This window comes from Pseudomonas sp. JDS08PS003 (genome assembly GCF_045013505.1).
GTDB classification, from domain to species: Bacteria; Pseudomonadota; Gammaproteobacteria; order Pseudomonadales; family Pseudomonadaceae; genus Aquipseudomonas; species Aquipseudomonas protegens_B.
Window position 1 is genome coordinate 3,315,749 of the sequence record NZ_CP120724.1, and the last position, 16,681, is coordinate 3,332,429.

At 65.9% G+C, this 16,681-nt stretch carries 2 protein-coding genes (1 of these 2 only partly in view); both read left to right on the forward strand.

Features of this window, described 5'->3' with window-relative positions:
* Positions 1-8,370, forward strand: a complete 8,370-nt coding sequence (locus P7C00_RS15195; protein WP_404939735.1) for an amino acid adenylation domain-containing protein — start codon at positions 1-3, stop codon at positions 8,368-8,370.
* Positions 8,367-16,681, forward strand: the 5' end (the start) of a protein-coding gene (locus P7C00_RS15200) for an SDR family NAD(P)-dependent oxidoreductase (protein ID WP_404939737.1). 9,931 nt of this gene lie beyond the right edge of the window; only the first 8,315 of its 18,246 coding nucleotides appear in the window; it begins with the start codon at positions 8,367-8,369; its stop codon lies off the right edge, out of view. The genes P7C00_RS15195 and P7C00_RS15200 overlap by 4 nt, the downstream gene beginning before the upstream one ends.

The following is a 16,681-nucleotide window of genomic DNA, read 5'->3' on the forward strand; positions in this document are numbered from 1 at the left end:
ATGTCTGTCAACGACTTGCAATCGGTCAAGAAAACCATTCGTCGCCTGTTAGCCGATGCCCTGGGCGTCAGCGCCAAGGACATCAGCGAAAGTCGAACCTTTTTCGAGCTGGGCCTGACGTCGCGTATCGGTGTGATGTGGATGGCCGAGGTCAATCAGACCTATCGGCTGAGCATTCCGGCGGTGCGCGCCTATAACTACCCGACGCTGGCCCGAATGGCCGAACTGGTGCATCAGGAGCTGGCCGCCCAGGGCGTCGAGGGCGATGTCCAGCGCCCGGCGCGCACGATGTTCGGACGCCGCCTGGTGCCCGCCGCCGTGACGCCGCCAGCCACCGACACCGCATCGCCGGTTGTCCTGGAGCAGGCCGCTACCGCCCCGGCCCCACGAAAGAAGCTGAGGTCATTTCGCGAGGCCTCGCCAAGCCATTCTCAGCCTGCCCAGGCAGTCCCGCTGAGTGCCTCCCCAGCGCCTGTGGGCCGGCCTGCATCGTCCAAGGCCGACGCTGGCGCCATCGCCATTATCGGCATGTCCGGGCGCTTTCCCCAGGCGCGCAACGTGGAGGCGTTCTGGGCCGCCGTGGCCGAAGGCCGCGACTGCATCAGCCGCGTTTCCCGGGACTACTGGCGCATGGACCAGGCCTATAGCCCGACGCGCCAGGCCGGCAAGAGCTACTCCGACGCCATTGGCGCGGTCGACGATATCGACCGCTTCGATCCGCTGTTCTTCAATATTTCCCCGGCCGATGCCGACGCCATGGACCCCCAGCAGCGGCTGTTTCTGCAAGAAGCGTGGAATTGCCTGGAAGATGCCGGCCTGCATCCGCAGCAACTGGCCGGCAGCCAATGCGGGGTGTTCGTCGGTTGCGGCAACTATGGCCAGAGCCAGAATGGCAATGCCCTGAGCGCTGCCGGTTTCCTCGGTTCCAGCACCTCGATCCTGGCGGCGCGCATCGCCTACCTGCTGGACCTGCGCGGCCCCTGCCTGACCATCGACACCGCCTGTTCCGCCTCCCTGGTGGCCATCGCCCAGGCTTGTGACAGCCTGGTCATGGGCAACAGCGACCTGGCACTGGCCGGTGGCGTGTCGATCCTCAGCGATCCATCGATTCACATCATGGCCAGCCAGGCCGGCATGTTGTCTGCCGATGGCCGTTGCTACAGCTTCGACCAGCGGGCCAATGGTTTTGTCCCGGCCGAAGGGGTAGGGGTGGTGGCCCTCAAGCGCCTGGCGGATGCGCAGCGCGACAACGATCCGATCTACGCCACGCTGATCGGTTGGGGGGTCAACCAGGACGGCAAGACCAACGGCATCACCGCGCCGAGCCAGACCTCCCAGGCCGAGTTGCAGCAGGCGGTGTTCAAGCAGTTCAACATCGATCCGCGCACCCTGGGGCTGATGGAAGCCCACGGCTCGGGCACGTCCCTGGGGGACCCGATCGAAGTGGAGGCCCTGGTCAATGCGTTCAAGCCGTTCTCCAGCGATAGCGGTTTCTGCGCCCTGGGCTCGGTGAAAAGCAACATGGGGCACATGTTGGCGGCGGCGGGGGTGGCGGGGTTGTTCAAGGCGCTTCTGGCGATCCGCCATCGACGACTGCCGCCTTCGGCGCAGTTCCAGACCCTGAACCCACTGATCCAGCTCGAACAAACGCCTTTCTACATCCATACCGACAACCGCGACTGGAGCGTGCCCGCCGGCACTCGGCGCCGGGCAGGGGTCAGTTCGTTCGGCTTCAGCGGAACCAACGCCTACGTCGTGCTGGAGGAATACCTGCAGCCAACGCCAGAGCCTGCCACCGCGCCAAGCCCACAGATCATTGTGCTGAGCGCCCGCAATGAGGAAGGTTTGCGGGCTTATGCCGACGCGCTGCTGAGCTTTTTGCGCGCCGCGGCAGCGCCGCTGCGTCTTGAGGACCTGGCTTACACCCTGCAAGTCGGGCGCCTGGCCATGGAGGAGCGCCTGGCCCTGGTGGCCGACTCCGTGGAAGCGCTGGCAGAGGCCTTGGCCGCTTACCTGGCGGGGGCGACGGGCGATGAACAGGACGCCACAACGTTTCATGGTCAGCCGGCGGTCGAGCAGGACGCTGTGCTCGATGCCGACGAGGTCTCGGCCATGGCCTTGCGCTGGGCGCGGGAGGGCCAGTGGACGGCGCTGGCCCGGTTGTGGGTACGCCGCGGCGGTTTCGACTGGCAGCCCCTGTGGGCCCAGCGTGGAGAACCACGGCCGCAACGCCTGAGCCTGCCGACCTATCCGTTTGCCCAGCGCCTGTGCCAGATGCCGGTGTTTCAGGCCGACCGAGCCTCGCAGGCAGCGCAAGGGCTTTCGCAACTGCTGCAGCGCAACGTTTCCACGTTCGAGCACGTGGCGTTTCGTTCGGTGTTCAACGGCGACGAATTCTACTTTGCCGACCATGTGATTGCCGGGCGCAAAACCCTGCCCGGTGTCGCCTATCTGGAAATGGCCTGCATCGCCGGCTACCTGGCCTCGGGCCAGACGATTTCCCAGCTGCGCAATATTGTCTGGCTGCAACCTTTCCTGGTGGACCGCGAGCCGGCCACCCTGGAGCTGCGCCTGAAGCACAAAAACACCAAGACCCGCTTTGAAATCCATGACCTGCGCCAGGCTGGCGAACACCTTTGCGCTCAGGGCGAGATAGTCATGGACCCCCAGCTTCCCGCCATGCCGGCGCTGCCGGACCTTGCCGGGTTGCTGGCCAATGCCCAGGTGCTGGACGAGCAGGCCGGGTGTTATGCGCGTTTCGATGCCCAGGGTTTCGCCTATGGCGCGACCTTTCGCGGGATCAAGACCCTGTCTCGCAGTGGGTCCTACCTGATCGCCGATATCCAGCGCCAGCCGGCCGGCCGCCGGGGTGAACCGGCGGTGCCCGAGGGGCTGGGCCAGCTGTACCCGCTGGTGGATGGTTTCATCCTCAACCCGGCGCTGCTCGACAGTGCATTCCAGCCGTGCATTCGTTTTTGCGAGAGTGAAAACCCCAGCAGCACCTACATCCCCTATGCCCTGGACCAGATCACCGTGTTCAAGGCCTTGCCCGAGCGCTTCTACAGCATTGCGCAACTGCGTGAAATCGACGCTGAAAGCGCCCAATGCTCGGTGTACATCCTCAGCGACAGCGGCGAACTGCTGGTGCATATCGACAACCTGACGTTGCGCCCCATCAAGCAGCAGGCATCGGCGCCGAGCCTGCGCTATCGCATGGAGTGGCTGCCCGCTGCGCCGGCGCCAAGCATGGCTGGTGCAGCGTTACAGGCCCCGCGCCTGTTGTTTGTCGCCGACGCGCAAATGGCCGCCCATCTGGCACGGCCCCAGGACACCCTGGTGTATCCCGGCGCCGAATTTCGCTGCGTGGCGGCCCGGCACTACGAAGTGGCGCCCGGTAACCCGGAGCATTACGCGAGGCTGTGGGACGCCTGTGGCACCCAGGAGATGACCATTGTCCATGCCTGGGCACTGGGCGCGCCTTCGGCGTTGCAGCAGGCCCTGACGGTGAATCTGTACTCGCTGCTGTTCATCAGCCAGCAGCTGCTGCACCACGGCGCCGCCAAGGGCACGACGCTGCTGCATTTCTATCCCCATGAGGTGCCGGCGGGTGTCGCCGTGGGCGGGTTGATGCGCAGTCTGGCGGCTGAACAGCCGTTGTGGGTGGCGCGTTCCGTCGGTTTGCCCGGCTATCCGGTCCAGCGTCTGGCCGAACAGATGGAACGGGAAATCGCTGTCCAGCAGGCCCCCGGCCAAGGTGTCGAAGTGCGGCTTGAGCAGGACCAGCGCCTACTGTTGACGGCCGCGCTCGACACGCAAGTCGCCACGGGAACGACGGGATTGCGCGAGGGCGGGGTGTACCTGATCAGCGGTGGGGCGGGTGGCTTGGGGCTGATTCTGGCCCAGGCGCTGGTACAGGGTTATCAGGCGCGGGTGATCCTGACCGGGCGGACGCCGCAGGCGCAATTGTCGGCGGCGACCCGCGAGCGTCTTCAAGCGCTGAATCAGAACCCCCAGGGCGGGCAGGTGGAATACCAGGCCGTGGACATCACCGACGGGCCCGGCATTACCCAACTGGTGGCCTCGATCAGGCAGCGAGCCGGGCGTATCCACGGCGTGTTCCATTGCGCCGGAACCCTGGAAAACGGAGTCCTGGCGAGCAAAAGCGCCGAACAGATCGCCGCCATCGTCAACCCCAAGGTCATGGGTGTGACCCTGCTGGATCAGGCCCTGGAACACGAAGCGCTGGACCTGTTCGTGGTCTATTCGTCGATTTCGGCGGTCATGGGTTTTGTCGGTCAGACCGACTACGCCTATGCCAATCGTTTCCTCGATGGCTTTGTGGCCCAACGGCAACGCCGGGTCCAGCAAGGCATGCGCCAGGGCCGTAGCCTGTCGATCAACTGGACCTTGTGGCGCGACGGCGGCATGCAGCTCGATGAGCAGAGTACGGTGTTCCTGGAGCGCAGTCGTGGCTTGGTGGCCCTCGACACTGACGCCGGCGTGGCTGCCCTCAAGGGCTGCCTGGGCGCTGAAGGGGGCACGCAACGGGTAGTGGTTCAGGGGCAGGCCAGTGCCATCCAGGCGGCCTGGAATGAATTTCCCAAGACGTCGGGCCGCGCCGCGCCGGCGCCCCGTCCGCCAGCCGCCAGCCCGATGGGACAAGACCTGTCGGCGGTGGGGGAACGCACCCTGACTGAACTGGCGGACCTGCTCAAGCTGGCGCCCGGCGATATCGACCCCGACCAGGACCTGATGAAGTACGGCCTGGACTCCATTGGCGCGATGATGCTGATCAACAAGATCAACGACGCCTTTGACATCAACGTGCAACCGGCGGCGTTGCTGCGCCATACCAGTCTCAGGGCCTTCACCGCCCATATCTGCGGGGAGCATCTGCCCGAGGCCGTCAGCGCCGTGCCGGCGCAACCACAACTGCAACCTGAACCGAAAGCGCCAGCGGCGCCTGTCGCCGAACCCGCGATTGCGCTGAGCTATCCCGATCCGTACCTGGCTCCTGTGCCCAAGGTCGACTGGATCGATAGCATCGCGCCGCAGGGCAATGCCCAGGTCTGGCCCATGAGCCACGGCCAGCAATCGTTGTGGTTTATCCATAAGCTCAACGAGCACAGCGCGGCGTATCACATCGCCATGACCTTGCGCTTGCGCTCGCCCCTGGATCGCTCTGCCCTGGAGCGCAGCTACAGCCTGCTGGTGCAGCGCCATCCGGCATTGCGTACGCGGTTCAGCGAACGCCAAGGGCAACCGGTTCAGGAAATTGCGCCCTCGATGGTTCCCGACATCGGCGTGAGCAACCTGATCGGCCAGTCGCCGGAGCAGGTTCAAGCCGCGCTGCAAGCGGCCCATCGCCAGCCGTTCGACCTGCAACACGGCGCGCTCAGCCGGTTGCGTCTGTTCATCTGCGGTGAGCACGACACCCTGGTGCTGTGGACCGTCCACCATCTGGTCTCGGACGCCTGGAGCCAGTGGCTGTTGCTCGATGAACTGCTCAGCGGCTACCAGGCCCTGCGCCGTGGCGAGGAGCCGGCACTGACCCCGTTGACCGCCACGTTCGCCGATTTCGTGCGTGAGGAAGAGGCTTTTCTGCTCAGCAGCGCCGGACAACAGCAGCGCGACTTCTGGAAGCAGCGGCTGGCCGACCGCGACGTGCGGTTGAACCTGCCGCTGGACTTTCCGCGGCCCACTGCCCAGACCTTCAATGGTGCCTCTGTGGCGATCCAGTGCAGCCGCGAACTGAGCGACGGCATCAAGGCCCTGGCGCAGCGTGAAGGCGTCACGGTGTTCACCGTGCTCTTGGCCGCCTATCAATGCCTGCTCGGGCGCTACTCCTCGGACCGTCAGGTATGGATAGGTTCGCCGGTTTCGGGGCGCATCAATCAGCGTTTCAACCCGTTGGTGGGCTATTTCGTCAACTCGGTGGTGCTGACCGCCGATCTGCGTGCCAATCCGTCCTTCAGCGAGTTGCTGCAACAGCAGAAACAGGTGGTGCTGGAGGCCCTGGAAAACCAGCGCGTGCCGTTCGCCAAACTGGTGCAAGAACTCAACCCCAGCCGCGAAGCCGGGCGTACGCCGCTGTTCCAGGCCGAGTTCGTTTATCAGAAACCGCACCAGAGCAGCGAACTGATCCGCATCCTGTCGCCCCGTGAAGGGGTACCGATCCAGCACCAGGGACTGCACCTGGAGTCCGTGCCTTTTGCCCAGCAAGAGGGCCAGTTCGAGATTGGCCTGGAAATGATGGATATCGATGGGCAACTGGCCGGCGCCCTGAAGTTCAATGCCGACCTGTTTGCCGCGCCGACCATGGCGCGCATGCGGGACAGTTTGCTGATCCTGTTGCAGCACTGCGTCAGCCAACCGGGGACTCCGGTCTGGTCGCTGCCGGTGGTTGCCCAGCAGGACCTCGCGCGTTCGTCCACCTACTTGCAGGGCCGGCAGATCACCGTGGCGCCCTTGACCACGGCCCAGCTGTTCGAGCAGCAAGTGGCGCGACACGCCACGCAGGCTGCGTTGATCGACGCCCAGCGGACCTGGACCTACGAGGCCTTGAATCAGCGGGCCAATCGCATGGCCCAGCAGTTGCGAGCCAGCGGTCTGCGACCCGGGCAGGGTGTGGCCTTGTGCATGCAGCGCTCGGGGGACTTGGTCGCCGCGTTGCTCGCGGTATTCAAAGCCGGTGGCTTCTATATTCCGATGGACCCGGGCTTTCCCGCCCAGCGCCTGCAACACATGCTCGATGACGCCCGGCCGGCCTTCATGCTGGTCGACAGCCTGAGTCAATTGCCCCAGGGCTTGACCCTGGGCACTACGCAGTTGCTCGATCTGGCTGCGCAAGCCGCCGCCATCGAAGCGCGCCCGGCGGACAACCTGCCTGGCCCATCGGGCATGGAAGACTGCGCCTACGTGATTTACACCTCGGGCTCCACCGGGCGCCCCAAGGGCGTGCAGATCGGCCATCAGGCCTTGAGCAACTTCCTCCAGTCCATGGCCCGGGAACCGGGGATTTCGGCGCAGGACCGTTTGCTGGCGGTGACCACCATTTCTTTCGACATCGCCGCGCTCGAACTGTATCTGCCGCTGGTCAACGGCGCCTGCGTAGTTCTGGCCTCCCGCGAGGCGGCCATGGACGGCCTGCACTTGCAGCGCCTGCTTGAGGAACAGCGCATCACGCTGATGCAAGCCACCCCGACCACCTGGCAGATGCTGGTGAGCACTGGCTGGGCCGGCAAGCCGGACTTGCGCATTCTGTGCGGTGGCGAACCCTTGCCCCGCAGCCTGGCGCGTGAGCTGCGTTCGCGCAGCCGTGAACTGTGGAACCTCTACGGACCCACGGAAACCACGATCTGGTCCTGTGTCGAGCAGGTCGATGACCAGGGCGATTCAGCCATCGTGCCGATTGGCAAACCGATCGACAACACCCGCCTCTACATCCTCGATGGGGCCCAGTCGCCAGTGCCGCCCGGGGTGGCCGGTGAGCTGTGCATTGGCGGCGAAGGTGTGGCCATCGGCTACCTCAATCGCCCGGACTTGAATGCCGAAAAATTCCTCCAGACCCCCACCGGCCGGGTGTACCGCACCGGTGATCAGGCGCGCCTCACGCTCCAGGGACAGCTGGAGTTCCTGGGCCGCGAGGACGGCCAATTGAAAGTCCGGGGCTTTCGCATCGAGGCGGGGGAAATCGAAAACATCCTGCGCGGCCATCCCCAGGTGCGCGATTGCGTGGTCACCCTGCGCCAGCGCGGCGCTGGCGGCGATAGCGAAGGGGTGTTGACCGCCTATGTGGTCATCAGCGCCCCGGCGGTCCTGGACGAAGCCTTCAAGTCAGACCTGCGCCAACGCGTGGCGCGGGACTTGCCGGGGTACATGGTGCCGTCGTTGTTCGTGCGCCTCGACACGCTGCCGCTGACCCCCAACAACAAGATCGACCGCAAGGCGCTGCCCGAGCCGCAGAGCGAAGGCGCGCATTCCTCGGCGCCAGTGCCGGGCGGGGCAGAGCAGGTGGCGCGGATCTGGGCGGCCACTCTGGGCCTGTCAGAGGCGCGTGACGACAGCCACTTTTTCAACGCCGGGGGGACCTCGTTCACTGCGACCCGCTTGATCTACCAGATCCAGCAGGAGCTGGGCGTCACCCTGCCGGTCAGCCTGTTGTTCGAGCATCCGACCCTGGGTGGCTTTGCCGGCGCGCTGGCGCAGCGCATCCGCAACAGCGCCCCGGCAACCCCCGTCACGCCACAGCAGCCGGCCGAGCGTGCGAGCCACGACTCGGACCAGGCCTTGCTCGACATCCTTGCGCAATTGCAGAGCGGTCGACTCAGCGTCGATCAGGCCAATCGTTTAATGAGTGATTTCCAATGACTGCGTGCATTACCACCACCGACATCCTCAATCTGGTCAAGGACGGTCATATCTCCCTGATCCAGGGCCGTGATCTGCTGCGCCTGGTAACCGGCGTCAGCCAGCCCGCCAAGGATCAGCCTGCGGGCGCGATAGACATCGCGATCATCGGCATGTCCGGGCGCTTTCCCGGTGCCGACAGCACCGCCCGTTTCTGGGACAACCTCAAGGCCGGGCACAACAGCGTGACCGAGATCCCCCTCAGTCGCTGGGGCAGCCACGACTACTTCGACCCCGAGCGCAGCGCCAGCAACAAGAGTTACAGCAAGTGGGCCGGCCTGGTGGACGACATCAAGGGCTTCGATGCCGACTTCTTCAACATCAGCCCCCGTGAAGCCCTGCTGATGGACCCCCAGCAGCGGCTGTTTTTCCAGGAAGCCTGGGGCGCCATCGAAGACGCCGGTTACGCGCCGGGCAGTTGGTCCGACAGCAAGTGCGGGGTGTTTGTCGGCTGTGTTTCCGGTGACTATCTGCAACACCTGCGCGAGCAGCAGATGCCGGCCGACGCCTACAGCCTGACCGGCAACGCCTCATCGATACTCGCGGCGCGGCTGTCGTACTTCCTCAACCTGAAGGGCCCGGCGGTGGCGGTGGACACCGCCTGTTCATCGTCCCTGGTGTCGGTGCACATGGCCTGTGAAAGCCTGATCAGCGGCACCTGCGAGGTTGCCCTGGCCGGCGGCGTGATGCTGTACAACACCCCGGAAATGTTCGTCCTGGCCTCGCAGTTGGGCATGTTGTCGCCGGACGGGGTGTGCAAGACCTTTGACGAGCGGGCCAACGGCATCGTGATTTCCGAAGCGGTCGGCGCGGTGGTGCTCAAGCCACTGGCCGCCGCCGAACGCGATGGCGACACGGTGCACGCGGTGATTCGCGCCTCGGGCATCAATCAGGATGGCAAGACCCCAGGCATTACCGTGCCCAGTGCCTATGCCCAGACCCAGTTGCTCAGCGATGTCTATGCCCGCGCCGGGATCGACCCGCGCACCATCGGTTATGTCGAAGCTCATGGCACCGGCACCCGTCTGGGCGACCCCATCGAGTTTGAAGCCCTGACCGCAGCGTTTCGCCAGCACACGGACCACAACCAGTTCTGCGCCATCGGCTCGGTCAAGACCAACATTGGCCACGCCCAGGTCGGCGCGGGCATTACCAGCCTGATCAAGACCGTGTTGTGCCTGCGTCATCAGGCGTTGCCGCCGTCCTTGCACCTGGAACAGCCCAACCAGCACATCGACTTTGCCAACAGCCCGTTCTTCACCCTCGAGCGCCTGCAACCCTGGGTGTCCCAGGCCGAGCATCCACGGCGCGCGTGTGTCAGCTCCCTGGGCTTTAGCGGCACCAATGCCCATATCGTGCTGGAAGAGTACGTACCCGCTGCGCCATTGCCTGCCGCGCCATTGCCGGTCGACCAGACCGGCTTCCCCGGCGCCGCTGTCGCGGTGCTGTCGGCGCGCACCCCCGAGCGCTTGCGGGTCATGGCCGGGCGTCTGCTGCATTGGCTGGACAGCGAGGCGTCGCTGCCGGCTTTTCGCGATGTGCTGCACACCTTGCAGAACGGACGCGACCCGATGCCGGCGCGGCTGGCCCTGGTGTGTGAGTCCCTTCAAACCCTGGCCCAGGGGCTGCGCGGCTTCCTGGCGGACAACCTCGATCCGCAGCGAGTGTTTGTCGGCGACGAACCCAGCGAACAGCAGCAACAGCGGGCCCAGGCCGAGCTTGCCGCGCTGCCACGGCCCCTGGCTGGCGACCTGGCCCGGCTGTGGGCGGCCGGTGCGCTGCTGCAATGGCCGCTGTTCTCGCCCCAGGACGGTGTCCGGCGCGTTTCGCTGCCGACCTATGCCTTTGCCTCGACGCCCTACTGGGCTGCGGGTACGCCCGAGGCCTGCGACACAGTGCCGGCCTTGCACCCGATCCTCTCCCGTCGGCTGAGCGGTACTGCCCAGCCCAGCTTCAGCCACCGTTTCGACGGCGACGAGGTGTACCTCAAGGACCACCTGGTGTCCGGGGCGCCGACTCTGCTCGGCGTCTCCCATCTGGAAATGGCCATCACCGCGCAGCGCCTGGCCGGGGAAGGGGGGCTGGACGGCCAATTGCAGCAAGTGCAGAACGTGGCCTGGATCAAGCCGGTGATCGTCACCGATCAGCCTCGGCAGGTGCAGGTCGACCTGCAGGAAACCGAGCGTGGCACCGCCTACCGGGTCAGTGACGGGGCCGGGCAGCTGTATTCCCAGGGCCGGGTACGTCGGCTGCCGGCGCCGGCGCAGACGCCGCGCATGGACCTGGCCGCGATCAAGGCGCGCTGCGCCGAGGTCTGGCCTGCGCTGGAGTGCTATCGGATCTTCGATCGCAACGATCTGGTCTACGGGCCGGGTTTGCGCACCCTGGAAACCTTGTATTTCAACGCCAGCGAATCCCTGGCCCGCCTGGTCCTGCCCCAGTCCCTGCGCCACGACCTGACGGCCTACACCTTGCACCCGTCGTTGATGGACGGTGCCTTGCAAAGCCTGTTGGGCCTGCTCGGCGATCCCAGCCAAGACAACACCTTGTACATCCCCTATGCCCTCAGCGAGATCACGGTTTATGCACCGCTCACGGCGACCTGCTACGCCTATGCCCGGGTGGCTGGCAACCACGGTTCGGCGCAGTTCGCCGAAAAACGTTTCGACATCGACCTGCTGAGCGACGACGGACAGGTACTGGCGGCCATGCGCAGCCTGTCTTACCGGCCTTACTCGTTGCGCAAGCAGGACGACCTGCAACTCTTTACCCCCCACTGGCAGGCGCAAGACTTCAACCTGCCGCTGGCGGCTCAGCCGTCGACCGCCCACAGCGTGCTGTTCACGGCGGCTCCAGGCGGCTGGCCGGCGCTGGAACAGGCCCTGGGTTTCAAACCCTGGTGCGTGTCGCCAACCCTGGCCGGCGAGGCTGCAGTGCAGGTCAGCGACGGCGGCAAGACCCTGGGCATCGACCCGCGCTCGACCGGACATTGGCAGCAACTGCTGGACGCACTGCCTGCCACCGGCGACCTCGATTGGCTGTTCCGGCTGGAAGAGGGGCTGCAAGGCGAGGCGCTGTTGCAACTGTTGTATCAATTGCTGCCGGTACTGGTGGCGCGCCAGCGTACTCAGGGGCGGTTGCTGTTTGTCAGTCGCTCGGGGCACTTCGCGCATCGCGCCCTGGCCGGGTTTGCCCGGGTCCTGGGTCATGAACATCCCGGGTTGCAGGCCTGTGTCCTGGAGGTGGCCGAGGGCTCCGAAGCCGAGGCCGTGCACCACGTGGCGCAAGAACTGCGGCATGCGCCGGGGGCCGCTCAGGTGTTGCTGCGCTACCGGCAACAGGCGCGTCAGGTGCAACGGCTCAAGGGCCTGGAGCGCTCGGCGGCGCTCGCATCCCAGGGCCTGTTTCGCCAGGGCGGTGTCTACCTGATCAGCGGCGGTGCCGGGGCACTGGGCCTGCAGATTGCCCGCCAGCTGCGTCAGCGCTTCGCTGCCCGGGTGATTGTCTGCGGTCGTTCCGCGCCGGACAGCGTGGCGCACGCCCTGGCCCAGGCCGAAGCACCCGGCTTGCCGGGCGTGACCCGTTATCTGCAGGCCGATGTCAGCCATCAGGCGGACGTCGCCGCGCTGCACCGGGCGATCAAGGCCGAGTTCGGTGCCCTCAATGGCGTCCTGCATGCCGCCGGGGCCATTCGCGACAGCCTGATCGTCAAGCAGGACCTGGCCAACCTGGGGCCGGTCATCGCGCCCAAGGTCGCGGGCGTCCAGCACCTGGATGAGGTGACTCGCGGGGATGGGCTGGACCTGTTCCTGGTGTTTTCGTCCATCTCGTCCCTGGCGGGCACTGTCGGCCAGTCGGCTTACGCCTATGCCAATGAATACCTCGATCATTTCGTCCAGTGGCGCGACGAGCAGGTGCAGGCCGGGCAGCGCCAGGGCAAATCCCTGTCGGTCAACTGGCCGTACTGGCGCGATGGCGGAATGCGCATCAGCGAGCAGAGCGAAACCCTGATGCGCAACGTGATGGGGGTACTGCCTCTGTCGCTGGATCAGGGCCTGGAGGTTGTGCTGGGGCTGTCAACGACGAGCCCCACCACGCTCTGCGTCGCGGTGGGGGATCGGGCGAAGATCGAAAAGGTCCTTGGCATGGCCTCCGCACAGCCCGTACCGAGCATGGCGGTGCGGCCAAACCCGGTGGCCGCGCAGGAGGGGCTGATCCAGGCGTTGGGCCGGCTGGCCGCCGACATTCTGCGCCGCGAGGCCAACAGTTTGCGTCCTCAGGTTGCCCTGACTGATTACGGTTTTGACTCCATCACCTATGTCGAGCTGGCCAACCGGATCAACCGCGACTACGCCCTGGACATTACCCCGGCGCTGTTCTTCGAGCACAAGACCTTGAGTGCCGTGGCCCAGTGCCTGGCCAGTGAATATGCGCTGGCCAGCGCTGATGCGCCGCTGATGGCCACGGCGCCGACGGCCACCACTCAGGACGCTGACTTGATGGCCACCCTCAAGGACCTGGCGGGTCAGGTGCTGCACAAGAGCGCAACCGGGTTCAACCTCGACACCGAACTGGGCAGCTACGGATTCGACTCCATCACCTATGTCGAACTGGCCAACAAGCTCAACGGTCATTACGCCATCGACATCACCCCGGCGCTGTTCTTCGAACACAAGACCCTGGCCACGGTGGGGGCCTTCCTCTCGGCCCAGTACCCGCAGATCGTTGCGCCGCCAGCGTCCATGCCGGAGCCTGCGACCGCTGCAGCCGTTGCCTCACCCGTTGCCACAACCACGCCACAGCCTGAGACCGGCGCGATGCCGATCGCCATCATCGGCATGGCCGGGGTGCTGCCCGGGTCGAAGGACCTGGACAGCTTCTGGGAGCACTTGCAGGCGGGCGACGACATGATCACCACGGTTCCGCCGCAGCGCTGGAGCTGGGAGGCGATCTACGGCGACCCGGCCGAAGGTGGCAAGACCCGCGCCAAATGGGGTGGTTTCATCGACGATGTCGACAAGTTCGACAGCCTGTACTTCAACATCTCGCCCCATGAAGCGAAGCTGATGGACCCGTCCCAGCGCTTGATCCTGGAGACGGTGTTCAGCGCCATTGGCAACGCCGGCTATGCCAGCGCCGATTTCGCCGGCAGCCAGACCTCGGTGTTTATCGGCGTCGGCGCCATTGACTACCTCAACCTGCTGGTGGAATCCGGGCAGCCGATCAGCGCCTATTCCTCCACCGGGTTGTCCCACTCGGTGTTGGCCAACCGCATTTCCTATCTACTGGGCAGCCATGGCCCGAGCCAGCCGGTGGACACCGCCTGCTCCAGTTCGCTGGTGGCCCTGCACCGAGCGGTGGAATCGATTCGCAATGGCTGCGAAATGGCGATTGCCGGTGGCGTGAACCTGATCCTCAGTCCGTACCTCACCTTGTCGTTCAGTGACGCCGGGATGTTGAGCGAGGATGGCCGTTGCATGACCTTCAGCGACCAGGCCAATGGCTATGTACGCAGCGAAGGGGCCGGCGCGGTGTTGCTCAAGCCGCTGCACCGGGCCATCGCCGATGGCGACACCATCCACGCGGTGATCCGCGCCACGGCGGAGAACCATGGCGGGCGGGCGAGCTCCCTGACGGCGCCGAACCCGGTGGCGCAATCGATGCTGCTGGTGGACGCCTACACCCGCGCCGGGGTCGATCCCTCGACCATCACCTACATCGAAACCCACGGTACTGGCACGCCCTTGGGCGACCCGATCGAAATCAATGGCCTGAAAGATGCCTTCGCCACGCTGTCTCGCCACTACGGGGTCACTATTCCCGAGGGCCGCTGCGGCCTGGGGGCGGTCAAGACCCATATCGGCCATCTGGAAGCCGCCGCCGGCATGGCCGGGCTGTTCAAGATCATTCTGTCGATGCAGCACGGCACCTTGCCGGGCAACCTGCATTTTTCTCGGCAGAACCCTTACATCAAACTCGCCGACAGCCCGTTCTATGTGGTTGATCAGCGCCAGCCTTGGACGGTCTTGAGCGATCCGCAAGGTCAGCCGATTCCACGCCGGGCCGGGGTCAGCAGCCTGAGTTTTTCCGGGGCCAATGCCCACGTGGTGCTGGAAGAGTACGTGGCGCCGGCCGCGGTGCCTCGCGAGGACGGCGAGCAACTGGTGGTGCTCTCGGCCAAGACCCGCGAACGCTTGCTGGAAAGTGCCCGACGCCTGGCGCGCCATCTTGAGCAACACCCGGATGTTTCCTTGGCCAACCTGGCCTACACCCTGCAGGTGGGCCGCGATCCGCTGGCCGAGCGCCTGGCGCTGGTGGTGGCCAGCGTGGCTGAACTGCAGCAACGCTTGCGTGAGCTGGACGAACCGTCTACGGCCGCCGATTGGCTGTACTGGAGTTCGACGGACGCCGCCAGCGAGGAGTGGCACGAACCCGCTTGGCAACAGGCTCTGGCAGCCGGCGACCTGAAAGCGCTGGCGCGCCTGTGGACCGCCCAGCGCGACGGCGCCGCGGATTGGCGCGGGCTGCCGCGTCCGGCCGGTGTAGCACGGGTGACCCTGCCGAGCTATCCGTTTGCCCGAATTCGCCATTGGGCCATCGACGAACGCCCCACGCCGCCCGAACCGTCCAACCGCCATTCGCTGCTGACCTTTGCCGAACACTGGCAACCGGCGCTCGGTGAGGTCGCCAGTGCGGCGCCGGAGCAGCCACGGCTGGTGCTGTGCTGCCTGTCCGAGCCGATTCATCAGGCCCAGTTGCGTGAGCTGGCAGCCCAGCAACTGCCGGGCTGCCGCCTGGTGTTTCTGTCCCGTCAGGGCCAGGCGGGCGCCGACAGTTTCGCCCTCAATCCGCAGCGCGCCCATGAGGTCAGCGAGGTGCTGGGGGCGATGGTTCAAGGTTACGGCGCCATCGACGGCCTGCTGTACCTGTGGCCGGTGGAAGCGCCGGAACTGAGCCTGCAGCCGGAGCTGCTGGTGAACCTGCTCCAGGCCTTGTCGCGGTTGCAGCAGCCGCTGCAGCGGGTGTTGCTGGCCGGGCTCTGCCGCGACGGGCTGGACCGTTGTCAGCTGGAATCCTGGATCGGCCTGGAGCGCTCCATGCCGCGCATCCTGGCGCACACCGCCTGGCAAACGGTGCTGCTGGAAAGCACCGAGTCCTGCGACTTTGCCCTGGCAGGTTCAGGGCAGGCGAGCGCCTGTTTCACGCCGCTGTTGCGGCAATGGCGCGGCGGCGAAGGTGGCAGCACCCTGTATGTGGGGCCGCAGCGTTATCAGCTGTCGAGCCGACCTCTGGCACTGGAAACCGGCGCGGCGCCAGCGTTGCAGAGCTTGCCGTCGGCCCGGGCCAACACTTGGCTGATCACCGGTGGCAGCGGCCATCTGGCGCTGCTGTTCGCCGATTACCTGGCCCGCACCCAGGGCGCCGCATTGCGTCTGGCGCTGGTGGGACGCTCAGCGCCGACTCAGGCCCTGGAGCAGCGCGTGCAAGCCTTGGCAGCTCTGGGGGCTCAGGTGCGTTACTTCCAGGCCGATGTAACGGACTTCGGCTCCATGGAGCAGGCGCTGATCCAGGTCCGCACGGCCTTTGGCCCGCTGCAAGGCTTCATTCACGCGGCGGGGGTCGAGGAGGGCGCGGGGCTGTTGCAGGCCTCGGCCAATGGGTTCCAGACGGTGTTGGCGCCCAAGGTGTCCGGCACCGAGGTACTCGATGCCCTGACCGCCGGCGACCCGCTGGTCCATGCCTGCTATTTCTCCTCCACCGCCGCCTTGCTCGGCGACATGGGCGCGGGCAGTTACGCCATGGGCAATCGCTTCCTGATGGCCCACGCCACCTATCGCAACCAGCGGGTCGCCCGTGGCGAACGGCACGGGCAAACCATCGCCATCAACTGGCCGCTGTGGAAGGACGGCGGCATGGGCCCGGTGCGGGCCGCGGCGGACTCGGAGCCGGGGCGCGCCCTGGCGTCGTACCTGCACGGCAGCGGGCAGGCCTTGCTCCTCGCGGACCAGGGCCTGGCGGCTTTCGAAGCGATTCTGCACAGCGGTCTGGAGCACGTGGCCGTGGCCTATGGCGACACCTCACGCTTGGCGCAACTGTTCGACCTGGAGACCCAGGCTCAGGTGGCACCGGCACCGGCACCGGCACCCGTGAGCGAAGCGCTGGCGCCTGAAGAGGTCATGGATTTGCCCGCCTGGGTCCTGTCGCAGCTGCAGGACCTGTGCAGCGACGTGGCGCAGATCCCGGCCACCGAGTTGCCCGGCGATGCCACCTT